This is a genomic window from Pseudomonas thermotolerans DSM 14292 (assembly GCF_000364625.1).
In the GTDB taxonomy this organism is placed as follows: Bacteria; Pseudomonadota; Gammaproteobacteria; order Pseudomonadales; family Pseudomonadaceae; genus Aquipseudomonas; species Aquipseudomonas thermotolerans.
The window spans coordinates 121,787-142,936 of sequence record NZ_KB822601.1; the positions used below are offsets into that span (position 1 = coordinate 121,787).

Consider the following 21,150-nt stretch of genomic DNA (forward strand, 5'->3'; position numbering starts at 1 on the left):
GCCGGGGCGTGGCGGACGCCCCGGTCGGACGGTTCAGAAGCTGAAGTCCAGCTTGGTCCACAGGGTGCGGCCCGGTTCCGGGACGGCCGTATCGGCAGGGAAGCCGAAGCCGGCGTCACCGGCACGGTTGAGGTGCTCGGTGTAGGCCTTGTCGAACAGGTTGTCGACCCCGGCGCTGACCTTCAGGTTGCGACTCAGCCGATAGGCGGCGTTGACCGAGAACACCCCGAAGCCGGAGCTCTTGCCGAGGTCCTGGCCGACCACGTTGCCCTTGCCCTCGGCCACCCGATTCTGCGCGGCCACCAGTCGCCACAGGGCCCCGGCGCTCCAGTCACCCTGCTCGTAGCCAAGCCCCAGGCGCGCCTCCAAGGGCGGCATCTGCGGCAGCGCCTCACCGTCGGAGCTGTTCTTGCCCCAGGCGTAGGCCAGGGTGGCATCGGTCTTCCAGTGCTCGCCCAGGCGGTAGGCCAGGCCCAGCTCGCCGCCGAAGATACGTGCATCCACGTTCTCCGCCCGCGAGGTGGAGCCCATCATGCCACGCTGGTAGCTGAACAGGATGTAGTCGCGCACCTGGCCCACGTAGGCCGAGGCCCAGGCCTCCAGGTCGGCACCGGCGTACTGGATGCCGACGTCCAGCTGGGTGGTCTTCTCTGGCTCGATGGCGTCGAAGGCGTTGGGCGCACCGACCGGCCCACTGCCCGGGGAGAACAGCTCCCAGTAGTCGGGGAAGCGCTGCACGTGGCCGAGTCCGGCGTACAGGGTGGTCGGCGATTCGGCCAGGTCGTGCTCGTAGCGCAGGAAGCCGCTGGGCAGGGTGTCGGCGCGGGTCTTGCCGGCGGTAGGGTTGGCCATGCTCATCCGCCCGAGGGTGGCGCGGAAGTCCTTGGCCGAAGCGCGGTCCAGCCGCGCGCCGGCGATCAGCCGGTCGCGCTCCGCAGCCTGCCAGGTGGCCTCGGCGAACAGCCCGTAGTTGTGCGCCACGGCGTCCTTGTCCCAGGCGAAACGGTCGGCGTCGGTGTAGACCCCGCTCATCATGTCGTAGCTGGAGGAACGCCTGCGGTGTTCGCTGCGCATGGCATCCACGCCGGTCACCAGACTCAGCTCGCTCCACTTCCAGGTGGAGGCGAAGCGCCCGCCGAAGGTGCGGCGGTCGACGTTGGTGGCCATCGGCATGGCCATCGACGAGGCTGGATTGGGGCTGCGCAGGCGGAAGTTGTCCATCACGTGGTCGGCGTAGTTGTAGTAGAGACGCGCCTCCAGCTTGTCCAGCACACCGCCCAGGTTGTTGCGCTCGAAGCGCAGGCCGAGGCTCTCGCGGAGGAACTGGCTACCGTCCATGCCGCGGCCGGCGTAGCGCGCCTCGCCATCGCCGCGGCCGGCGGTGAGCTCCACCAGGGTGTCGGCATCCGGGGTCCAGCCCAGGGCGATGTCGCCGTTCCACTTGTTCCAGCGCGACGGCACGCCGTGGCCGTGGCCGTCCTCGTAGTCGTCGGAGCGAGACTGGTTGCCGATCACCCGCAGGTAGCCCTGCTCACCGCCGACGGCACCATCCAGTACCTTGTCGAAGCGCCCGTGGGAGCCGGCCAGCAGGCTGCCTCGCAGGCGTCCGCCCAGTTCGCCGAAGCGCTCCGGCTCGCGCTCGAAGAGCACGGTACCGGCCGAGGCGCCCGGGCCCCAGAGCACCGTCTGCGGGCCCTTGATGACGGTCAGGCGGTCGTAGGTTTCCGGCGAGATATAGGAGCTGGGGGCGTCCATGCGCCCCGGGCAGGCGCCGAGCATCTGGCCGCCGTTGGCCAGCAGATTGATCCGTGAGCCGAACATGCCGCGCAGCACCGGGTCGCCGTTGGTGCCGCCATTGCGGATCGCCGCGAAGCCGGGGATGGTCTTCAGGTAGTCCGCCGCGTCGCTGGCCGGCACCGGTTGGCGGGCGTCCCGCGGGTCGGCCTCGACGGTCAGCGGCGACTGCTGCTGCACTGCGGTGATCACCGTGGGCTCGATCTCGTGGGCCGGGGCGTGATCGTGGGACTCGGCGGCCGCGCCCCCGGCGAGGCTCAGGCCGAGGAACAGGGCGAAGCCCTGGCGCCAGCGCAGGCGGGCGGCGGACAACGGCAAGGAAAGGCAAGCCGGACGCACGGCGGCAAGCCGGGCGCAAACGTCGGTGTTGGTCATCTCTTCTGATCCTGGAAACTGATCCAATCGACCCACGCCCGCGCAGGCGCAGGCGCGCCGGACGCCGGGCGTGGGGTGAAAAACCGTGGGAGGACAGGGATCAGGCCAGGGGTGAGGCGCGCGGGTTGGCCGGTGGCCAGCAGTGGCGTGGTGGCAGACGCGGACAGGTACGCCCGAGGCGCGGGTGAGCACGTCGACCGAGGCGCAGCCAGGCCAGACCGAGGAGGAAGGCGATGCCCAGGGCCAGGCTGCCGCACAACGGGCACTGCAGCAGGTTCACCCAACCACCGGGCAGGCTATCGCTCAGGCCGTCATCCACTGGCGAGCCGGCGTGGCCGGCGAAGGAATCGAGGGCACAGAACTGGCCACCCAGGCCGATCAGTTGCAGGCCACTCAGTTGCCCGTGGTGCACACCGCAGGAAAACAGGCTGAACAGGACGCAGGCATAGAGCATCCAGGCGGTCAGCGAGCGGCGGGTACGGGCGTTTTCCATGGGCGGCGACTCTAGCACCGGCCCGTGCGCGACGAAAAGCCGGGCCGGCTGCGACGGATTGCCACCGGCTCGCGGCGTCATTTCAGCCCAAGGCGCCGCGCCAGTCGGCTCAGGTTGGCGCGATCCAGGCCCAGCTCGCGGGCCGCCGCCGACCACTTGCCCTGGTGGCGCTCCAGGGCCTCGGAGATCAGTTGGCGCTGGTAGCGCTCCACGGCCTCGCGCAGGCTCAGCCCGCGCGCCTCGCCGGTCGCCGGCGGCAGCGACCGTTCGCCGCCGGCCGGCGGCGTGCCGGGCAGGTCCAGCACCTCGGCGTCGATGCTCAGGATGCGCGGCCGCTCGGCCTGGCGGGCCAGGGCCTTGAGGGCGGCGCGACCTATCAAGTGCTCCAGCTCGCGGACGTTGCCCGGCCAGTCGTAGGCGAGCAGGGCCTTCTGCGCCGCGGGACTCAGGCGCAGGCTGCGCAGCCCCATGCGCGCGCGGTTCTGCTCGAGGAAGTAGCCGGCCAACAGCAGCACGTCGCGGCCGCGCTCGCGCAGCGGCGGCACGCGCAGCGGGTAGACGCTGAGGCGGTGGTAGAGATCGGCGCGGAAGCGCCCGGCACGCACCTCGGCGGCCAGGTCGCGGTTGGTGGCAGCCAGCACCCGCACGTCGACGCGATGCTCGCGGTCCGAGCCGAGGCGCTGCAGCTGGCCACTCTGCAACACGCGCAACAGCTTGGCCTGCACCGCCTGGGGCAGCTCGCCCACCTCGTCGAGGAACAGGGTGCCGCCGTCGGCCAGCTCGAACTTACCGCGGCGCTCGCTGAGGGCCCCAGAGAAGGCGCCGCGCACGTGTCCGAACAGCTCGCTCTCCACCAGGGACTCAGGCAGGGCCGCGCAGTTGAGGCTGATCAGCGGCTGGCGGGCGCGCGGCGAAGCGGCATGGATGGCCTCGGCCACCAGCTCCTTGCCCACCCCGGTCTCGCCGCTGATCAGCACGCTCAACTCGCTGGCACCGACCAGGGCGATCTCCTCGAGCAGCGCCCGATGCACCGCGCTCTGCCCGATCAGCTCGCGCGGCCGCTGCTGGCTGGCCGCCTCACGGTACAGGGCGGCGCGCTGGCGTTCGTCCTCGACCCGACGGGTCAGCAGCTGGATGCGCTCTCCGGCCATCACCGTGGCCGCAGCCAGCCCGGCGAAGGCGCCCAGGGTGTCCAGATCAATGCGCCCGAAGCGCCCCGCCTCCAGGGCATCCAGGGTCAACAGGCCCCATAGGCGGTCCTGCAGATAGAGCGGACAGCCGATGCAGTCGTGCACCTCGAGACGCCCCTGGAGGTTCTCCACCAAGCCATCATAGGGGTCCGGCAGTGGACTGTCGGCGGGAAAGCGAAGCGGTCCGGGGCTGGCCAGCAGGGCCTGCAGCCGGGGGTGCTCGCTGACCTTGAAGCGCCGGCCGAGGGTATCAGCGGACAGGCCGATCACCGACAGCGGCACCAGGTAATCGTCCTCCAGGCGCAGCAAGGCCGCAGCCTCGCAGGGCAGTAACTGGCGCAGGGCCTGCAGCAGGCGCTGGTAGCGCTCCTGCTCGGGGAGGTCGCGGGCCAGGTCGGCGACCAGGGGGATGAAGGTGGCAAGCTGCTGGTTTGCTGTCATATCGACCACATGCTGTCCAGGTGACTCTTCAGCGATTGCTGTCAGAACGACAACAATCTAGGCAAGTCCTTGATCGGTAAGGGAAAAACTTCCTGGCACGAATGCTGATATCCAGGTCCAGGTCGACAGGCTAACACCTCGTCTCCCATTCCGAACCCGTCGACCTGGAGTTCCCATGCTGAGCGCGCAACAACTTGCCCTGATCAAGGCCACCGTCCCCCTGCTGGAAAGCGGCGGCGAGACCCTGACCCGCCACTTCTACCAAGGGATGTTCCGCGACCATCCCGAGGTCCGCCCGCTGTTCAATCAGGCCCACCAGGCCAGCGGCAGCCAGCAGCGCGCCCTGGCCAACGCGGTGCTGATGTACGCCCGCCACATCGACCACCTGGAGGCCTTGGGCCCGCTGGTCGGGCAGATCGTCCACAAGCACGTTTCCCTGCAGATCCTCCCCGAGCACTACCCCATCGTCGGCCAGTGCCTGCTGCGTGCGATCCGCGAGGTACTCGGCGCCGAGCTGGCCAACGACGCGGTGCTCGACGCCTGGGCCGCCGCCTACGAGCAACTGGCTACCCTGCTGATAGGCGCCGAGGAGGACGTCTACGCCAGCATAGCCGCCGCCCCAGGCGGCTGGCGGGGCGCCCGCGAATTCAAGGTCGTGCGCAAGCAGGCGGAAAGCGAGGAGATCGTCTCCCTGTATTTGCAGCCGGCCGACGGCGGCCTCGTGGCGGACTTCCAGCCCGGTCAGTACATCGGCCTGCGCGTGCCGTTCCCGGAGGGCGAGGAGCGCCGCAACTACTCGCTGTCGGCGCGCGGCGACGGCCGCCAGTACCGGATCAGCGTCAAGCGCGAGCCACACGGCAAGGTCTCCAACTACCTGCACGACCAGCTCCGGGTCGGCGACAGCCTGGAGCTGTTCCCGCCGGCCGGTCACTTCGTGCTGCGCCCGAGCCGCAAGCCGCTGGCGCTGATCACCGCCGGCGTGGGCATCACCCCCGCGCTGGCCATGCTCGAGCAGGCCCGCGACAGCGATCGGCCGGTGCACTTCATCCATTTCGCCCGGCATGGCGGCGTGCACGCCTTCCGCGACTGGGTCGAGGCGCAGAGCGCCGCCCACCCGCAGGTGCATCACTACTTCTGCTACAGCGAGCCGCGCCCCGGCGACCTGGCCCATGCCGAGGGTCTGGTGAGTGCGGAGCTGCTTGACCGCTGGCTACCGGCGCAGCGCGACCTGGACGCCTACTTCCTCGGCCCCCTGCCCTTCATGGCGCAGACCCGTCGCCACCTGCGCGCACTGGGCGTGCCGGAGCAGCAGTGCCACTACGAGTTCTTCGGTCCGGCCCAGACGCTGGAGGCCTGAGCCTGGGGATGGCGACCGCGGTCGCCATCCTTGTGCCGCAGAAAAAAGAAAACCCCGCTAGTGCGGGGCTTTTGCAGACTGAATCCTGATATCCGTATCCGACGTCCTTGGTCCACCCGCCATCCTGGCGGCATCCCAAGAGTCCTTGTTGGTACTGGGCGCTTCCTGCGCGGGATCCATGGGTGAAAGCTTACTGGGCACAGACGAGGCGCAATAGCAGCCATCGCCATCAGTCCGTGTAAGCATTTGCTGACATGGCGCAATGCCACCTCAGGCTTCATGGCAATCCGCCTTCTTGCTAGACTCGGGGCGTCGAATAACAAAACCAACAAGAAATTCGTCAAGGGGGTCCAATGCGCGGAATCGTGATTGGCTTGGCACTTCTGGCGGCTCCTGGTATGCCCGCCCTGGCCGGCATGGGCCAGGACCAACTCGCCGATCCCAAGGCGGCCGTCGAACAGGTGTTCTGGCCCAAGCTCTACGGCAAGGGCGGCACCACCCTGTACTGCGGCAAGCCCTTCACCAGCAGCGGCAGCGAACTGACCGCCAGTGCGGTGTACACCGTCCGGCAGATCAAGTCGGCGCTGCGCTGCATGACCGACAACCAGTGCCAAGTGGTCAACCCTCGCTTCCACTACATGCTCGCCGACCTGCACAACCTCTACCCCGAGCTGACCCGCGTCGAGCTGGCCCGCCGCAACGCCCAGTTCGGCAGCGCCGGTCCCGAGGTGCCGAGCAAGTTCGCCGACATCGGCTGCGACCTCAAGGCCACCTTCCAGCTCATCGAGCCGCGCGACGCGGCCAAAGGCAACGTGGCCCGGGCGATCTTCTACATGCACAGTTCCTACGGTCTGCCCATCGTCGGTCCGCTGCAGCTGTACCAGCAGTGGAACGAGCTGGACCCGCCGGATGCCGAGGAAAAGGCGCGCAACGACCTGATCGAGCAGCTGCAGGGCACCCGCAATCCCTACATCGACGATCCGGATCTGGCCAAACAGCTGCGCCAGGACTGACGCGCAACGAAGAAGCCCCGCATCCAGCGGGGCTTCTTCGTCTCGGGGCGGTGCTCAGAACTGCTCGGCGCTGAGCAGGTAGAGCGGCTCGCTGCCGGACTTGACCGCCGCGCTCAGCGAGTGAATGCGCGGCAGCAGGCGGCTGAGGTAGAAGCGCGCGGTGCCCAGCTTGCTGGCGTAGAAGTCGTCCTCGCCTTCCTTGCCCAGCGCGGCGCGGGCCATCAGCGCCCACATATAGGCGTAGGCGGTGTAGCCGAACACCTGCAGGTACTCCACCGAGGCGGCACCGATCTCGTTGGGGTTGCCCTTGGCCCGGTCGAGCAGCCAGGCGGTCAGCTCGTCCAGGTTGGTGACGGCGGCCTTCAGCGGCTCGGTGAACTCGGCCAGGCGCGCGTCAGCGCTGGCAATGAACGCCTTGATCTCGTTGGCGAAGTGCTGGTAGTAGCTGCCGCCGCTGCCGACCACCTTGCGGCCGGCCAGGTCCAGCGCCTGGATGCCGTTGGTGCCCTCGTAGATCTGGGTGATGCGCACGTCACGGACCAGCTGCTCCTGGCCCCATTCGCGGATGTAGCCGTGGCCGCCGAACACCTGCTGACCGTGCACGCAGCACTCCAGCCCCATGTCGGTGAGGAACGCCTTGGCCACCGGAGTGAGCAATGCGACCAGCTCCTCGGCGCGCTTGCGGGCGCTGGCGTCCTCGCTGAACTTGGCGGTGTCCAGCTGCATGGCGACGTAGGTGGAGAAGGCCCGGCCACCCTCGTTGAGCGCCTTCATGGTCAGCAGCATGCGGCGCACGTCGGGGTGCACGATGATCGGGTCGGCGGCCTTGTCCTGGGCCACCGGGCCGGTCGGCGCGCGGCTCTGCAGGCGCTCGCGGGCGTATTCGATGGCGCTCTGGTAGGAACGCTCGCCGGCCGCCAGGCCCTGGATGCCGACGCCCAGGCGCTCGTAGTTCATCATGGTGAACATCGCCGCCAGGCCCTTGTTGACCTCGCCGACCAGCCAGCCGGTGGCGCCGTCGAAGTTCATCACGCAGGTGGCCGAGGCCTTGATGCCCATCTTGTGCTCGATGGAACCACAGGACACCGCGTTGCGCGCGCCCAGCGAGCCGTCGGCGTTGACCAGCACCTTGGGCACCAGGAACAGCGAGATGCCTTTGGAACCGGCCGGGGCGTCGGGCAGCTTGGCGAGCACCAGGTGGATGATGTTCTCGGTGAGATCGTGCTCGCCGCCGGTGATGAAGATCTTGGTGCCGGTGACCTTGTAGCTGCCGTCGGCCTGGGGCTCGGCGCGGGTGCGGATCAGGCCCAGGTCGGTGCCGGCATGCGGCTCGGTCAGGCACATGGAGCCGGCCCAGCGGCCTTCGTACATGTTCGGCAAGTACTTCTGCTTGAGCTCCTCGCTGGCGTGGGCATTGATCGCCAGGCAGGCGCCGGCGGTCAGCATGGGGTAGAGGCCGAAGGACAGGTTGGCTGCGTTGACCATCTCCTCGACCTGCGCGGAGATCGCCTTGGGCATGCCCATGCCGCCGTAGTTCGGGTCGCCGCCGACACCGACCCAGCCGCCCTCGGCATAAGCCTTGTAGGCCTCGATGAAGCCGGCCGGGGTCTTCACCCCTGCCGCGCTCCAGGTGCAGCCTTCCTCGTCACCGCTGCGGTTCAGCGGGGCGATGGTGCCGCCGATGATCTTGCCGGCCTCCTCGAGCACCGCGGCCGCGGTCTCGGCGTCGACGGTTTCCGCCAGCGCCGGCAGCTCGGCCCACAGCTTGGCCACGTCGAAAACTTCATTGAGAACGAAGCGCATGTCGCGCAGGGGAGCTTTGTAATCAGCCATGGTGTTTCCTCGAGCGTTCCAACAGGCCCTGCCAGCCAGATATACGCAGGTGGGCGGAGTGTACCCTGACAACGATTGCGATACATAGGGTCATGTACTGACCATATATTCACGCTTAGTCACCACCCTCCTCCGAGAGCCCTCCCCGAACACCGAGAAGCTCATCGGAACGGTTCCTCCCCAACCGCGAGTGCCGTTCTCAGGCGCAGACGGCAGCCGCTATCGACGCCCGCCCCAGCGCCATGCCGTTCATCACGCCAGTGCTGCGGATCAGGTGCTGGCTAGGAAGCCATGACGGAAGTCCTCGTGCTGCGGGATCATGCGGCCGGCATTGGCGACGCGGGCTTCTGCTGCGAGGCGGCGCCACGCTGGTACGGTTCTCGAAGGCGGCGGCCCGCGCACGGGTTCCCAGCCCGAGCACGATGCGCACCCACGTGGAGAGCGTGTTCCGCAAGCTGGAGCGCTCGACCCACGCCGCCGCGACTCCGAAAGCACACCCTCGAGCGGCTCTGAGCGCCCATGAAAAACGCCGCGTACCTTGCGGTACGCGGCGTTCTCAAGCCACACCCGGGGAGAGGGATCAGTAGCCCAGGGCGAAGTCTTCCTCGGCCATTTCCATCAGGTTGCTGGCGCCGGAGTTGATCGCCTCCAGGTGGACACGGGTGCGCGGCAGCAGGCGCGCGTAGTAGAAGCGCGCGGTCTGCAGCTTGGCCTTGTAGAAGGCTTCCTCGCTGGTGCCAGCGGCCAGCTTCTCGGCAGCCACGCGGGCCATGTCGGCCCAGAAGTAGGCCAGGCAGACGTAACCGGAGTACATCAGATAGTCCACAGCAGCGGCACCGACTTCCTCGCGGTCCTTCATGGCGGCCATGCCGATCTTCATGGTCAGCTCGCCCCATTCCTTGTTCAGCTTGGCCAGCTGCTCGACGAAGGGCTTGATGGCCTCGTTGTTCTCGTTGGCCTGGCAGAACTTGTGGACGATCTTGGTAAATACCTTCAGCGCCTCGCCCTGGGTCATCAGCACCTTGCGGCCCAGCAGGTCGAGGGCCTGGACCCCGGTGGTGCCTTCGTACAGGCAGGAGATGCGGCTGTCGCGGACGTTCTGCTCCATGCCGTGCTCGGAGATGAAGCCGTGGCCGCCGAAGATCTGCACGCCGTGGTTGGCGGCCTCGAAGCCGGTCTCGGTCATGAACGCCTTGGCGATCGGGGTCAGGAAGGCCAGCAGGGTGTCGGCGGTCTTGCGCTGCTCCTCGTCCTGGCTGCGCTGCACGATGTCCACCTGCTTGGCGGCGAAGTACAGCATGGCACGGTTACCTTCGGCGAAGGCCTTGATGGTCAGCAGCATGCGGCGCACGTCGGGGTGCACGATGATCGGGTCGGCCGGCTTGTCCGGGGCCTTGGGACCGCTCAGGGAGCGCATCTGCAGACGCTCGCGGGCGTAGGCCACGGCGCCCTGGAAGGCGATCTCGGCGTGGGCGATACCCTGCAGGGCAGTACCCAGGCGGGCGGTGTTCATGAAGGTGAACATGCAGTTCAGGCCCTTGTTCGGCGGGCCGATCAGGAAGCCGGTGGCGCCGTCGAAGTTCATCACGCAGGTGGCGTTGCCGTGGATGCCCATCTTGTGCTCGATGGAGCCGCAGGACACGGCGTTGCGCTCGCCGACACCGCCTTCGGCGTTGGGCAGGAACTTGGGCACGATGAACAGGGAGATGCCCTTGGTGCCGGCCGGGGCGTCGGGCAGGCGGGCCAGGACGATGTGCACGATGTTGTCGGCCATATCGTGCTCACCGGCGGAGATGAAGATCTTGGTACCGGTGATCTTGTAGGTGCCGTCGGCCTGGGGCTCGGCCTTGGTGCGCAGCAGGCCCAGGTCGGTACCGCAGTGCGGTTCGGTGAGGCACATGGTGCCGGTCCATTCGCCGGAGACCAGCTTGGTCAGGTAGATCTCCTGCTGTTCCTTGGTGCCGTGGGCGCTCAGGGTGTTCATGGCGCCATGGGACAGCCCGGGGTACATGCCCCAGGCCCAGTTGGCCTGGCCAATCATCTCGCTGATGGACATGCCCAGGGACTCCGGCAGGCCCTGACCGCCGTGCTCGGGGTCGTGGGTCATGCTCGGCCAGCCGCCTTCGACGAACTGCTTGTAGGCTTCCTTGAAGCCGGTCGGGGTTTTCACACCCTCGGGGGTCCAGGTGCAACCTTCCTGATCACCTACACGGTTCAGCGGCGCGATCACCTGCTCGCAGAACTTGGCCCCCTCCTCGAGGATGGCGTTGACCATGTCCGGGGTGGCGTCCTGGCAGCCAGGCAGGCTCTGATAGTGCGCCTCGTAGCCGAGCAGCTCGTCGCGCACGAAGCGGATATCACGCAGGGGGGCCTTGTACTCAGGCATAACGGTAAACCTCTAAGGTGGGGTTCCTGGATTCATTGACCGGTTCCCGTCCGCCGGGCGATCAGGAATACCCGACAGTAAAACAGGTGTTTGAAACATACGTTTGCCACCCCGCCTTGTCAAGCGCCGACCGAACAAGCGCACAGAGTCACTCGCGGTCCGGAACGCAGGTTGACGAGGATCAGGCGTGGGCGCCGATCAGCGTACCGAGCACTTCGTCGGTGGTTCGAACCAGTTTGGCACCGCTTGGGGCCTGCTACCGCCCTGTGCCAGCTCGACCAGCCGAGCGGTCAGGGTGTCGAAGGCGGAGCCGCGGGCGGCGACGCCCCGGACAAGCAGCCTCAGCGCGTGATGGCAAGGTCCAGCGGGGCGAGATCCAGATGGGCGGCGACGGCGGCTGGAGTGGCGACCGGCAGGTGCGGCACCTGGCCCAGGCAGGGGGCGTCCAGGCGCTCGGCGAGGGTGGCGAGGTTCTCCTCCAGGCGCGAGGTGGCCGGATCCATCACATTGGCCACCCAGCCGGCCAGCGCCAGGCCGTCGCGGGCGATGGCCTCGGCGCTGAGCAGGGCATGGTTGATGCAACCTAGACGCACGCCGACGACCAGGATCACCGGCAGGCCGAGGGCCACGGCCAGGTCGGAGAGCGACTCGCGGCCCGCCAGCGGCACCCGCCAGCCGCCGGCGCCCTCCACCAGGGTGAAGTCCGCTTCCTTCGCCAGCACCGCGCGCACCGCCGGGGCCAGGGTGGCGACGTTGAGCGCCAGCCCCGCCTCGCGAGCCGCCAGGTGTGGGGCGATGGGCGGCGCGAAGGCTAGCGGGTTCACCTCCGCGTAGGCGAGCGGCAACGTGCATTCGCCAAGCAAAGCCAGGGCGTCGGGGTTGCGCAGTCCCGCGGCGGTCGGTTCGCAGCCGGAGGCCACCGGCTTGGCGGCGGCGGTGGACAGCCCGGCATGCCGTGCGGCGTGCAGCAGGCCGGCGGCGATGGTGGTCTTGCCGATCTCGGTGTCGGTGCCGGTGACGAAGTAGGCGCGGCCCATGGCGGCTCCTCAGTCCGTCTTGCGCAGCACGCCGTAGACCACCTGGTAGGTGGCCGGCAGGCCCTGCGGCTGGCGGAAGCGCTCATAGGCGTCGAGCAGCGCGCGCACCCGCGCTCGGCCGGTCAGTCCGCCGGGCCGACCGGGGTTGAGGTTGTGGGCGCCGAGCGCTTTCAGTTCGTGAGTCAGGCTGCGCAGGTCGGGGAAATGCAGCACCTGGGTCTGGCGCTCCAGGCCGAGCAGGCGCAGGCCGCTGGAGGCGCACAGCCGGCGGTAGTCGATGAAGTCGCGGAAGCGGTTGACGTGGACGAAGCCGTCCACCGCCTGCCAACTGTCGCGCAGCTCCTGCAGGGTGCCGACGCATAGGCTGGAGAAGGCGAACACTCCGCCCGGGCGCAGTACCCGGCGCGCCTCGTCGAGCACCGCGGCGAAGTCGGCGCACCACTGTACCGCCAGACTGGAGAACAGCAGGTCGCAGCAGGCGTTCCTGAGCGGCAGGCATTCGGCATCGCCGGAGACGTAGGCCTGGGCGCCGCCCAACGGGCGGGCGTGATGCAGCATGCCCTCGGCGATGTCCAGCGCCACCCCGTAGGAGTGCGGATAGCGCTTGGCCAGGGCGCGACTGAAATAGCCGGTACCGCTGCCCAGGTCCAGCCAGCGGCGCGGTGCGAGATCGCCGGGCAGGCGCGCCAGCAGCGCATTGCCGACCGAGCGCTGCAGAGCGGCCACGCTGTCGTAGCTGCTCGCGGCGCGTGAGAAGGAGGCGGCGACCTGGCGCTTGTCGGGCAGTCGGTCGTCCTCAGGAGTGCGGATGATCAGGGGTTCAGCCATGGTCGCCCTCGCGCATGAAGGCCAGGATGGCGCCCGCCAGCTCCTCCGGCTGCTCCAGCGGCAGGCCGTGGCTGGCCGCGGCGAAGCACTGCACCTCGACATCCGGCAGCCAGTCGAGCAGCGCCTGAGCGGCCGCCGCCGGTACCAAAGCGTCGCGGCCGGCGAACAGGTGCAGCTGCGGGCCGGGGTAAGTCTCCAGGGCGGCGCGGCCGTCCAGCTCGGCGAGCAGTTGCAGACCGGCGTCCAGCACCGCGGGAGCAAGGATCGGCTGGGTGAGCTGCAGCTGGCGCGCCAGGCTGCGGGCATCGCCGCCCCCCTGGGCGACCAGCAGAGTGAAGCGCTTCAGGGTCTGCTCGGCATCCAGCCGGCAAGCCTGGCGGAAGGCGTCGAACACGTCTGCCGGCATGGCCTGCGGCCAGCCCGCGCGGGCGCGGAAACAGACATTGCTGCACAGGCCGATCAGCCCGCGGCAGGCCGCACCACGGCGCGCGGCAAGCTGCGCGGCGAGCATGCCGCCGAGCGACCAGCCGCCCAGCCAGCCGTCACGGGGCAGTCTGGCGTCCAGCGCCTCCAGCCAGTCGCCAGGCCGCGCCAGCGCCGGCAGCGGTTCGAGGCGCACTTCCAGGTAGGGCGCGCGCGCGTGCAGGGCAGCGCGCAGCGGCTCCAGGGCGGCCGGCGAGGCGGCCCAGCCGGTCAGCAGGGTCAGCCGTTCAGCCATCGCCGCTCTCCTCGCCGAGCAGCGCCCAGCTCTCCGCCAGGGCCTCCAACAGGCGCTCCAGCTGTGCCTCGCTGTGCGTCGCGGAGAGGGTCACCCGCAGCCGTGCGGTGCCGGCCGGCACCGTGGGCGGGCGGATGGCGCCGACCAGCAGGCCTCGCTCGCGCAGCAGCGCGGCCAGGCGCAGGGCGCGGCCGCTGTCGCCGACCAGGATCGGCTGGATCGGCGTCGGGCTGTCCATCAGGGCGAGACCGATCTCCGCGGCGGCGCTGCGGAAGCGGTCGATCAGCCGCTGCAGGTGCTCGCGGCGCCAGTGCTCGCCTTGCAGCAGCTCCAGGCTCTTCAGGGTGGCGCAGGCCACCGCCGGCGGCTGGCTGGTGGTGTAGATGTAGGGCCGGGCGAACTGGATCAGCGTCTCGATCAGCTCCTCGCTGCCGGCGACGAAGGCCCCGGCGGTGCCGAAGGCCTTGCCCAAGGTGCCGACCAGCACGGGCACCTCGTCCAGGCCCAGGCCGAAATGTTCGACGCAGCCGCCACCAGCGGCGCCCAGGGTGCCGAAGCCGTGGGCATCGTCGACCATCAGCCAGGCACCGTGCTTCCGGCATTCGCCGGCCAACGCCGGCAGCCCGGCCAGGTCGCCGTCCATGCTGAACACCCCGTCAGTGACCACCAGGGTATTGCCGCCGGCCTTGGCCAGCAGTCCGGCGAGGCTCGCCGCATCGTTGTGCAGGTAGCGGGCGAAGCGCGCCCCGGAAAGCAGCCCGGCGTCCAGCAGCGAGGCGTGGTTGAGACGGTCCTCCAACACCGTGTCGCCCCGCCCCACCAAGGCGGTGACCGCGGCCAGATTGGCCATGTAGCCGGTGGAGAACAGCAGCGCCCGCGGCCGCCCGGTGAATTCGGCCAGGGCTTCCTCCAGTTGGTGATGCGGCGCGCTGTGGCCGATCACCAGGTGCGAGGCGCCGCCACCGACACCCCAGCGCTCGGCACCGTCGCGCAGCGCACGGATCACCTCGGGGTGATTGGCCAGGCCCAGGTAGTCGTTGGAGCAGAAGGCCAGCAGCGGCTGGCCGTCCACCACCACCTCGGGGCCCTGCGGACTGTCCAGCAGCGGGCGCTGGCGGAACAGCCGGGCGGCGCGGCGTTCGGCGAGACGGGCGGCAAGGTCGAAAGGCATGGGCGTCCCCGGTCGATGCTGGCACGTTCCTCTCCCTGGGGGGAGAGGAGTGGGAAGGTCAGGCCGAGGCGGCGTCGTAGAACAGTTGCGAATCGCGCTGCTCGGCCAGGGCCTGCTCAATGGCCGCCTGATGCACCTCGTCGGCGTGCTCCTCGCGCTCTTCGGGCTGGATGCCGAGGCGCCTGAACAGCTGCAGATCCTTCTCGGCCTGGGGGTTGCCGGTGGTCAGCAGCTTCTCGCCGTAGAAGATCGAGTTGGCGCCGGCCAGGAAGGCCAGGGCCTGCATCTGCTCGTTCATCTGCTCGCGGCCGGCGGACAGGCGCACATGGGATTTCGGCATCATGATCCGCGCCACCGCCAGGGTGCGGATGAAGTCGAAGGGGTCGACGTCCTCCGCGTCGGCCAGCGGCGTGCCCTGCACCTTGACCAGCATGTTGATCGGCACCGACTCCGGGTGCTCGGGCAGGTTGGCCAGCTGGATCAGCAGCCCGGCGCGGTCGTCCAGCGACTCACCCATGCCGAGGATGCCGCCGGAACAGATCTTCATCCCCGCCTCGCGCACGTAGGCCAGGGTCTGCAGGCGCTCGGCGTAGGTGCGAGTGGTGATGATCCTGCCGTAGAACTCCGGCGAGGTGTCCAGGTTGTGGTTGTAGTAGTCGAGGCCGGCCTCGGCCAGCGCCTGGGTCTGCTCGCGGCTGAGCCGGCCCAGGGTCATGCAGGTCTCCAGCCCCAGGGCCTTGACCCCCTTGACCATCTCCAGCACGTAAGGGAAGTCCTTGGCCGAGGGGTGCTTCCAGGCCGCGCCCATGCAGAAGCGCGTGGAGCCCATGGCCTTGGCCTCGGCGGCGGCCTGCAGGACCTTCTGCACCTCCATCAGCTTCTGCTTCTCCAGCCCGGTGTTGTAGTGGCCGGACTGCGGGCAGTACTTGCAGTCCTCCGGGCAGGCGCCGGTCTTGATCGACAGCAGAGTGGAAACCTGCACCCGGTTCGCATCGAAGTACTGGCGGTGCACGGTCTGCGCCTGGTAGAGCAGGTCGTTGAACGGCAGCGCGAACAGCGCCTTGACTTCGGCGAGAGTCCAATCGTGGCGGATGGCAGCGGCGACGGAGGCGTTCATGGGCGAAATTTCCTTGTTGGTAGCGCGTGTCCGGCTGCTAGAGTCGACCCGACACGACACGGATGTCCGGCATCTTTAGGGAAGCCCCATGCACTGTCAACCAGATCATGAGAGACAGGTTTACATTTGGACAAAAAGCGAACAATCCTGCCTGCTCTGCGATGAGCCTGCCGACGGCCCGCTGCCGCTCTGCCATCCCTGCGAACTGGAGCTGCCCTGGCTGGCCGGGCAGTGCCGGTGCTGCGCCCTGCCGCTGCCGGTGGACGGCGTGCTGTGCGGCGCCTGCCTGAAACGCCCGCCGGCCTTCGCCCGGGTGCTGGCGCCCTGGCGCTATGCATTTCCGGTAGACAGCCTGATCACCCGCTTCAAGCACCAGCGCCAGTGGCCGCTCGGCCGATTGCTCGCCGGCGCCCTGGCCGAGCACCTGCATCAGGCCTTCGCCCAGGGCCTGGAGCGCCCCCAGGCACTGCTGCCGGTGCCGCTGTCCAGGGCCCGACTGCGCCGCCGCGGCTTCAACCAGGCGGCGCTGCTCGCCCGGTGGCTGGGCGAGGCCCTCGACCTGGCGGTGGACGAGCGCTTGCTCAGGCGCATCCAGGACACCCCGGCGCAGCAGGAGCTGGACGCCGCCGCGCGGCGGCGCAACCTGCGCGGCGCCTTCGCCCTGGCCGAGCCGGCCGGCGTGGCCGGGCAGCACCTGGCGCTGGTCGACGACGTGCTGACCACTGGCGCCACCGCCGAGACCCTCGCCCGTCTGCTGCTCAAGGCCGGCGCCGCGCGGGTCGAGGTCTACTGCCTGGCGCGTACGCCGAGCCCCGGCGATTGACGGCCGCAGGCTTTCCGGCAACCCTTCGCCGGGGAAACCCCAGCCGAACGCCGCCATGTCCGCCCTCAGCGCCCTTGCCCAACACATCAGCCGTCGCCCGCAGCGCATCGCCCTGCTCGCCCAGATCGCCGAACAGGGCTCGATCAGCCGTGCGGCAAAGAGCGTCGGGATGAGCTACAAGGCCGCCTGGGAGGCCGTCGATGAGCTCAACAACCTGGCCGGCATTCCGCTGGTGCTGCGCTCGGTGGGCGGAAAGGGTGGCGGCGGCGCGCAGCTGTCCGCCGAGGGCCTGCGCCTGCTCGCCCTCTACCGCCGCCTGGAGGCCCTGCAGGCCGAGCTGCTGCAGGCGGCCGAGGACGACGCCGACCTACGGCTGCTCGGCCGCCTGATGCTCAGGACCAGCGCACGCAACCAGCTGAGCGGCACGGTCCGGGCGATCCGCGCTCAGGGCCGCAACGACCTGGTCGAGCTGGAGCTACCCGGCGGCCTGCCGCTGGCGGCACAGATCACCCATGCCAGCACCCAGCGCCTGGAGCTGGCCCTCGACCGCCCGGCGGTGGCCCTGCTCAAGGCCGGCTGGATCGAGCTGCATGCCGCGGAGGCGCAGCTCCCGGCGGAACTCAACTGCCTGCCGGGGCGCATCGAGGCCATACTCGAGGATCCCCAGGGCCCCAGCGAGGTGCGCCTGGCCCTGCCCGGCGGGCAGACCCTCTGCGCCCTGGTCGAGCCGGCCCGGCTGCAGGCCTTGGGCCTCGGCGTCGACAGCCCGGCCCTGGCGGCATTCGCCCCCCGGCAGGTGCTGCTCGGCACTCCGCCGTGAAACCCGCCAGTTGGCGTAGACTTGTCAGCCCTGCACGCCGGATGACGCCATGAGCCACCCTTACGCCGACCTCTCCCCCGATCTGGTCCTCGACGCCGTGGAAAGCCTCGGCTTTCTCAGCGATGCGCGGGTACTCGCCCTGAACAGCTACGAGAACCGCGTCTACCAGGTAGGCATCGAGGGCGGCGAGCCGCTGATCGCCAAGTTCTACCGCCCCGGGCGCTGGAGCGACGCGGCGATCCGCGAGGAGCACGCCTTCAGCCTGGAGCTGGCCGAGCACGAGGTGCCGGTGGTGGCGCCCCTGGCGCGCGACGGCGAGACCCTGTTCGAGCACGCCGGCTTCCGCTTCGCCCTGTTCCCGCGCCGTGGCGGCCACGCCCCGGAGCCTGGCGACCTGGACCAGCTGTACCGCTTCGGCCAGTTGCTCGGCCGCCTGCACGCCATCGGCGCCAGCCGGCCCTTCGTGCACCGCGGCAGCCTCGACGTGCAGAGCTTCGGCCACGCTTCCCTGGCCACCCTGCTGGACGGCGCATTCATCCCGCAGAGCCTGCTGCCGGCCTATCGCTCGGTGGCCCGCGACCTGCTCGGGCGGATCGAGGCGCTGTTCGCCGAAACCCCCTATACCGCCATCCGCCTGCATGGCGACTGCCACCCGGGCAACCTGATGTACCGCGACGAGTGCTTCCACCTCGTCGACCTCGACGACTGCCGCATGGGCCCGGCGGTGCAGGATCTGTGGATGATGCTCGCCGGCAACCGTCAGGAACGTCAGGCGCAGTTGGCCGAGCTGCTCGACGGCTACCAGGAGTTCCACGACTTCGCCCCCCGCGAGCTGGCCTTGATCGAGGCCCTGCGCAGCCTGCGCCTGCTGCATCACAGCGCCTGGCTGGCGCGCCGCTGGGACGACCCGGCGTTTCCCAAGGCCTTCCCCTGGTTCGCCGGAGAGCGCTACTGGGGCGACCAGATCCTCGCCCTGCGCGAGCAACTGGCGGCGCTGGACGAGGAGCCGCTGAAGGTCTTCGGCTAGAGCCGCGGCTGTAACGCAGGCTTTACGCAAAGCCTGCCGCCAGCCCCTCTGCGGACTGCTCCAGTGGCGGACAGCCGCCCGGCGGCGCGGCTACACTGACGCGCCATTCCACCATGAGCCAAGGATCCTTCATGGCCACCGCCAACCTGCGCCGCGGCTATCTGCTCGGCCTCGCCGCCTATGCGATCTGGGGCCTGTTCCCACTCTATTTCAAGGCCCTCCAGGCCGTCCCCGCGCTGGAAATCGTCGTCCATCGCGCGCTCTGGTCGGCGCTGTTCGGCGCCCTGCTGCTGCTCGTCTGGAAGCATCCCGGCTGGTGGCGCGAGCTGCGCGACAACCCGCGCCGCCTGCTGATCCTCGGCGTCAGCGGCGCCCTGGTGGCCAGCAACTGGCTGATCTACGTGTGGGCGGTGAACAACGGGCGGATGCTGGAGGCCAGCCTCGGCTACTACATCAACCCGCTGGTCAACGTGCTGCTCGGTCTGCTGCTGCTCGGCGAGCGCTTGCGCCCGCTGCAGTGGCTGGCGGTGGCCTGCGCAGCCCTCGGCGTGGCCCAGCAATTGTGGCTGGTGGGTAGCCTGCCCTGGGTGTCGCTGGCCCTGGCGCTGACCTTCGGGGTCTACGGGCTGATCCGCAAGCAGGCGCCGGTGGCCGCGCTGCCCGGTCTGGTGGTGGAGACCTGGCTGCTGCTGCCCCTGGCACTCGGCTGGCTGCTCCTGCATCCGGGCGCGGTGAGCGGCCAGGCGGCCTTCTGGACCACCAGCCAGGCCGGCTGGCTGGCCGCCGCCGGGCCGATCACCCTGATCCCCCTGGTGTGCTTCAACGCCGCCGCCCGGCACCTGCCCTATGCCAGCCTGGGCTTCCTGCAGTACATCGCGCCCACCCTGGTGCTGCTGCAGGCCGTGCTGCTGTTCGGCGAACCGCTGGAGCACGGCAAGCTGCTGGCCTTCCTGTGCATCTGGGCCGGCCTGCTGGTGTTCAGCATCGACAGCCTGCGAGCCTACCGCCGGGCCGGACAGCCCCGCAGCCGGCGCTGATCCTTCCACTGCCCAGCGGCGGCACGCTACTGCCGCTGGAAATGGCCCCACGCCTGCGAGCAGCAGGCGTCAGCCCCAGTGTCCAGTACAGGCCCGCACCGGACATTTTTCGAGCAATTGCTCGAAAGCCACGGCGGGCGGGCTTCCGGCCTGGAACTCCAGAGTTTATCCACAGGGATGTCCACGGTTTCGGTGGACAGTCAGGGTCCCCTCAGCGCGGCTTCGGCACAGAGCCTCCAGGCAGGGCGGCCCGCCCCCGAAGTCCCCGACGGAGCCTGGACAAGAATTCGCCAGTCCGCCGCAGGCCAGAGCCTGCGCGGCCTGCATCGGGATTTCCCGAGGTTATCCACATGGTCACCCCCAGACTCTGTGCACAACAGCTGTACCCCTGGCGGTTTTCTCACCAGCTCGCGGAAAGTCAGAAGGAACGCGGCGAGGCCGCGGCACTCCCCAGATTATCCACAGGGCTGTCCACGGTTTCCGGGGGTAACTCGTCGCTAGGTTTCGCTGCGCAGGTTGAGCTCCACCATCAGGTCGTCGGCCAGGGCCTCCAGGCGGGTCTGCAGCAGGTCGAGGGACAGGGTCAGCGGTACTGCCAACAGGGCCTCGGCGCGGAACAGCGGCTCGCCGCTCATCGGCGCAGGGACCACCTCGGTGCTCAGCCGTTCGAGGTTGACGCCGTGCTCGCTGAGCAGGCGGGTGATGTCGCGGACGATGCCCGGACGGTCGTTGCCCACCAGGTCGAGGCAGATCGGCTTCCAGGTGCAGGCCGGCTCGATGCCGCTTTCCGCCAGCAGCACGCGGATGCCCTCATCGTTCAGTGCCTGCAGGCCGTCCACCAGTTCGTCGTGAGCCTCGGCCGGCACGCTGATCTTGAGGATCCCGGCGAACTGCCCGGCCATCCGCGACATGCGGCTTTCCAGCCAGTTGCCGCCGTGCTCGGCGATGCAGCGGGCGATACGCTCCACCAGGCCCGGCTGGTCCTGGGCGATGACGGTGATGACCAGATGATTCATGGATGACTCCGCTGCCTGGCGTCAGCGCGACGCCAGGCTCAGCCAGTAGGTAAGAAAGACCTCGTCCCGCACATAGCCTAGTCGCTCGTAGAGCGCCTGCCCGGCGCGATTGCTGCGTGCGGTCTCCAACTGCAGGCCGCAGGCCCCGCTGGCCTCGGCGTGGGCACGGGCGGCGCTCATCAGCGCGGTGGCCACGCCGCGGCGGCGCGCCCATGGCTGCACGAACAGGTCGCTGACCAGCCAGGCCGGACGCAGCTCCAGGGAGGAGAACAGCGGGTAGATCTGCACGAAGCCCTGGGCCTGCCCAGCCTCGTCGCGGGCGATGAACAGCGCCGAGTCGCCACGCTCCAGGCGTTCGCCGAGGAAGGCGCGGATCGCCTCGGTAGGCTTGGGCACCTGGTAGAAAGCCAGGTAGCCGACGAACAGCTCGGTCAGCGCGTCGAGATCGGCGGCGGTGGCGGTACGCACGGGCATGGCAGGCTCCTCGCGGGACGTTCAGGCAGTATAGAAAGCCGGGGCCGGCGCCATGTAGCGGCGCCGCGCGCACCTGTCCGGGGCTCCGACAGAAGGTCCGGAACGAGCATCTGTATACGCAAGAAATTTTTATCTGGAACAATCTGCCGATTTATTGAGAACATTCGCCACCCGCCGTGACCGGGAAGCGTGCGATGGTC

18 protein-coding genes are annotated in these 21,150 nt (G+C 69.1%); 6 read left to right on the forward strand and 12 right to left on the reverse strand.

What is annotated here, in order from left to right; all coding sequences use genetic code 11:
• Positions 1-33: 33 nt before the first annotated feature.
• The 3 genes from H165_RS0103500 to norR form a co-directional block, all read right to left on the reverse strand.
• On the reverse strand, positions 34-2,169 hold the full coding sequence (locus H165_RS0103500; protein ID WP_017937523.1) for a TonB-dependent copper receptor: 2,136 nt from the start codon (positions 2,167-2,169) through the stop codon (positions 34-36).
• A 100-nt stretch (positions 2,170-2,269) separates the two neighbouring features.
• Positions 2,270-2,662 carry a DUF2946 domain-containing protein gene (locus tag H165_RS0103505; RefSeq protein ID WP_017937524.1) on the reverse strand — a complete coding sequence of 131 codons (393 nt, stop codon included), beginning with the start codon at positions 2,660-2,662 and terminating at the stop codon, positions 2,270-2,272.
• Positions 2,663-2,739: 77 nt separating this feature from the next.
• Positions 2,740-4,293 (reverse strand): nitric oxide reductase transcriptional regulator NorR, encoded by a 1,554-nt coding sequence (gene norR, locus H165_RS0103510; RefSeq protein WP_017937525.1) that lies wholly within the window; start codon positions 4,291-4,293, stop codon positions 2,740-2,742.
• Positions 4,294-4,468: 175 nt separating this feature from the next.
• On the opposite strand from norR, the gene hmpA reads away from it, so the two are divergent.
• Together hmpA and H165_RS0103520 are read left to right on the forward strand one after the other, a co-directional pair.
• Positions 4,469-5,650, forward strand: coding sequence for an NO-inducible flavohemoprotein (gene hmpA, locus H165_RS0103515; protein WP_017937526.1), 1,182 nt, complete (start codon positions 4,469-4,471; stop codon positions 5,648-5,650).
• Positions 5,651-6,048: 398 nt separating this feature from the next.
• On the forward strand, positions 6,049-6,663 hold the full coding sequence (locus H165_RS0103520; RefSeq protein ID WP_017937527.1) for an endonuclease: 615 nt from the start codon (positions 6,049-6,051) through the stop codon (positions 6,661-6,663).
• 54 nt (positions 6,664-6,717) lie between these two features.
• On the opposite strand, the gene H165_RS0103525 is transcribed toward H165_RS0103520, so the two are convergent.
• The 7 genes from H165_RS0103525 to bioB form a co-directional block, all read right to left on the reverse strand.
• Entirely contained in the window at positions 6,718-8,496 is a 1,779-nt protein-coding gene (locus H165_RS0103525) for an acyl-CoA dehydrogenase C-terminal domain-containing protein (RefSeq protein WP_017937528.1), read from the reverse strand.
• Positions 8,497-9,076: 580 nt separating this feature from the next.
• Positions 9,077-10,882: a phenylacyl-CoA dehydrogenase gene (locus H165_RS0103530; RefSeq protein WP_017937529.1), complete on the reverse strand. Its 1,806-nt coding sequence runs from the start codon at positions 10,880-10,882 to the stop codon at positions 9,077-9,079.
• A gap of 341 nt (positions 10,883-11,223) precedes the next feature.
• On the reverse strand, positions 11,224-11,919 hold the full coding sequence (bioD, locus tag H165_RS0103535; protein WP_017937530.1) for a dethiobiotin synthase: 696 nt from the start codon (positions 11,917-11,919) through the stop codon (positions 11,224-11,226).
• A gap of 9 nt (positions 11,920-11,928) precedes the next feature.
• Positions 11,929-12,747 carry a malonyl-ACP O-methyltransferase BioC gene (bioC, locus tag H165_RS0103540; protein ID WP_017937531.1) on the reverse strand — a complete coding sequence of 273 codons (819 nt, stop codon included), beginning with the start codon at positions 12,745-12,747 and terminating at the stop codon, positions 11,929-11,931.
• On the reverse strand, positions 12,740-13,465 hold the full coding sequence (locus H165_RS0103545) for an alpha/beta fold hydrolase (protein ID WP_017937532.1): 726 nt from the start codon (positions 13,463-13,465) through the stop codon (positions 12,740-12,742). Before H165_RS0103545 ends, bioC begins: the two co-directional genes overlap by 8 nt.
• Positions 13,458-14,636, reverse strand: coding sequence for an 8-amino-7-oxononanoate synthase (gene bioF / locus H165_RS0103550; protein WP_017937533.1), 1,179 nt, complete (start codon positions 14,634-14,636; stop codon positions 13,458-13,460). Before bioF ends, H165_RS0103545 begins: the two co-directional genes overlap by 8 nt.
• A gap of 58 nt (positions 14,637-14,694) precedes the next feature.
• Entirely contained in the window at positions 14,695-15,753 is a 1,059-nt protein-coding gene (gene bioB / locus H165_RS0103555) for a biotin synthase BioB (protein ID WP_017937534.1), read from the reverse strand.
• A gap of 88 nt (positions 15,754-15,841) precedes the next feature.
• Here bioB and H165_RS0103560 point away from each other — a divergent pair, with 88 nt between their 5' ends.
• The 4 genes from H165_RS0103560 to rarD all read left to right on the forward strand — a co-directional run bounded on the left by H165_RS0103560 (position 15,842) and on the right by rarD (position 19,460).
• Positions 15,842-16,576, forward strand: coding sequence for a ComF family protein (locus H165_RS0103560; RefSeq protein WP_017937535.1), 735 nt, complete (start codon positions 15,842-15,844; stop codon positions 16,574-16,576).
• A 55-nt stretch (positions 16,577-16,631) separates the two neighbouring features.
• On the forward strand, positions 16,632-17,396 hold the full coding sequence (locus tag H165_RS0103565) for a TOBE domain-containing protein (protein ID WP_017937536.1): 765 nt from the start codon (positions 16,632-16,634) through the stop codon (positions 17,394-17,396).
• Between the two features lie 49 nt (positions 17,397-17,445).
• Entirely contained in the window at positions 17,446-18,423 is a 978-nt protein-coding gene (locus tag H165_RS0103570; RefSeq protein ID WP_017937537.1) for a serine/threonine protein kinase, read from the forward strand.
• 131 nt (positions 18,424-18,554) lie between these two features.
• Positions 18,555-19,460: an EamA family transporter RarD gene (rarD, locus tag H165_RS0103575; protein WP_017937538.1), complete on the forward strand. Its 906-nt coding sequence runs from the start codon at positions 18,555-18,557 to the stop codon at positions 19,458-19,460.
• Positions 19,461-19,957: 497 nt separating this feature from the next.
• Here the strand turns inward: rarD and H165_RS0103580 are convergent, their stop codons facing one another.
• Together H165_RS0103580 and H165_RS0103585 are read right to left on the reverse strand one after the other, a co-directional pair.
• Positions 19,958-20,476: a glycine cleavage system transcriptional repressor gene (locus H165_RS0103580; protein ID WP_017937539.1), complete on the reverse strand. Its 519-nt coding sequence runs from the start codon at positions 20,474-20,476 to the stop codon at positions 19,958-19,960.
• A gap of 21 nt (positions 20,477-20,497) precedes the next feature.
• Complete coding sequence (locus H165_RS0103585; RefSeq protein ID WP_017937540.1) at positions 20,498-20,950, reverse strand: GNAT family N-acetyltransferase; 453 nt, start codon at positions 20,948-20,950, stop codon at positions 20,498-20,500.
• Positions 20,951-21,150: the final 200 nt, after the last annotated feature.

What these genes read in the sequence shown, in the direction of transcription:
- H165_RS0103525 (WP_017937528.1), bottom strand. Translation starts at nt 8,496, where the DNA reads ATGGCTGATTACAAAGCTCCCCTGCGCGACATGCGCTTCGTTCTCAAT.
- H165_RS0103545 (WP_017937532.1), bottom strand. Translation starts at nt 13,465, where the DNA reads ATGGCTGAACGGCTGACCCTGCTGACCGGCTGGGCCGCCTCGCCGGCC.
- bioF (WP_017937533.1), bottom strand. Translation starts at nt 14,636, where the DNA reads ATGCCTTTCGACCTTGCCGCCCGTCTCGCCGAACGCCGCGCCGCCCGG.
- H165_RS0103565 (WP_017937536.1), top strand. Translation starts at nt 16,632, where the DNA reads ATGTCCGCCCTCAGCGCCCTTGCCCAACACATCAGCCGTCGCCCGCAG.
- H165_RS0103560 (WP_017937535.1), top strand. Translation starts at nt 15,842, where the DNA reads ATGCACTGTCAACCAGATCATGAGAGACAGGTTTACATTTGGACAAAA.
- H165_RS0103520 (WP_017937527.1), top strand. Translation starts at nt 6,049, where the DNA reads ATGCCCGCCCTGGCCGGCATGGGCCAGGACCAACTCGCCGATCCCAAG.
- hmpA (WP_017937526.1), top strand. Translation starts at nt 4,469, where the DNA reads ATGCTGAGCGCGCAACAACTTGCCCTGATCAAGGCCACCGTCCCCCTG.
- H165_RS0103580 (WP_017937539.1), bottom strand. Translation starts at nt 20,476, where the DNA reads ATGAATCATCTGGTCATCACCGTCATCGCCCAGGACCAGCCGGGCCTG.
- H165_RS0103570 (WP_017937537.1), top strand. Translation starts at nt 17,446, where the DNA reads ATGAGCCACCCTTACGCCGACCTCTCCCCCGATCTGGTCCTCGACGCC.
- bioC (WP_017937531.1), bottom strand. Translation starts at nt 12,747, where the DNA reads ATGGCTGAACCCCTGATCATCCGCACTCCTGAGGACGACCGACTGCCC.
- H165_RS0103585 (WP_017937540.1), bottom strand. Translation starts at nt 20,950, where the DNA reads ATGCCCGTGCGTACCGCCACCGCCGCCGATCTCGACGCGCTGACCGAG.
- rarD (WP_017937538.1), top strand. Translation starts at nt 18,555, where the DNA reads ATGGCCACCGCCAACCTGCGCCGCGGCTATCTGCTCGGCCTCGCCGCC.
- bioD (WP_017937530.1), bottom strand. Translation starts at nt 11,919, where the DNA reads ATGGGCCGCGCCTACTTCGTCACCGGCACCGACACCGAGATCGGCAAG.
- bioB (WP_017937534.1), bottom strand. Translation starts at nt 15,753, where the DNA reads ATGAACGCCTCCGTCGCCGCTGCCATCCGCCACGATTGGACTCTCGCC.
- norR (WP_017937525.1), bottom strand. Translation starts at nt 4,293, where the DNA reads ATGACAGCAAACCAGCAGCTTGCCACCTTCATCCCCCTGGTCGCCGAC.
- H165_RS0103530 (WP_017937529.1), bottom strand. Translation starts at nt 10,882, where the DNA reads ATGCCTGAGTACAAGGCCCCCCTGCGTGATATCCGCTTCGTGCGCGAC.
- H165_RS0103500 (WP_017937523.1), bottom strand. Translation starts at nt 2,169, where the DNA reads ATGACCAACACCGACGTTTGCGCCCGGCTTGCCGCCGTGCGTCCGGCT.
- H165_RS0103505 (WP_017937524.1), bottom strand. Translation starts at nt 2,662, where the DNA reads ATGGAAAACGCCCGTACCCGCCGCTCGCTGACCGCCTGGATGCTCTAT.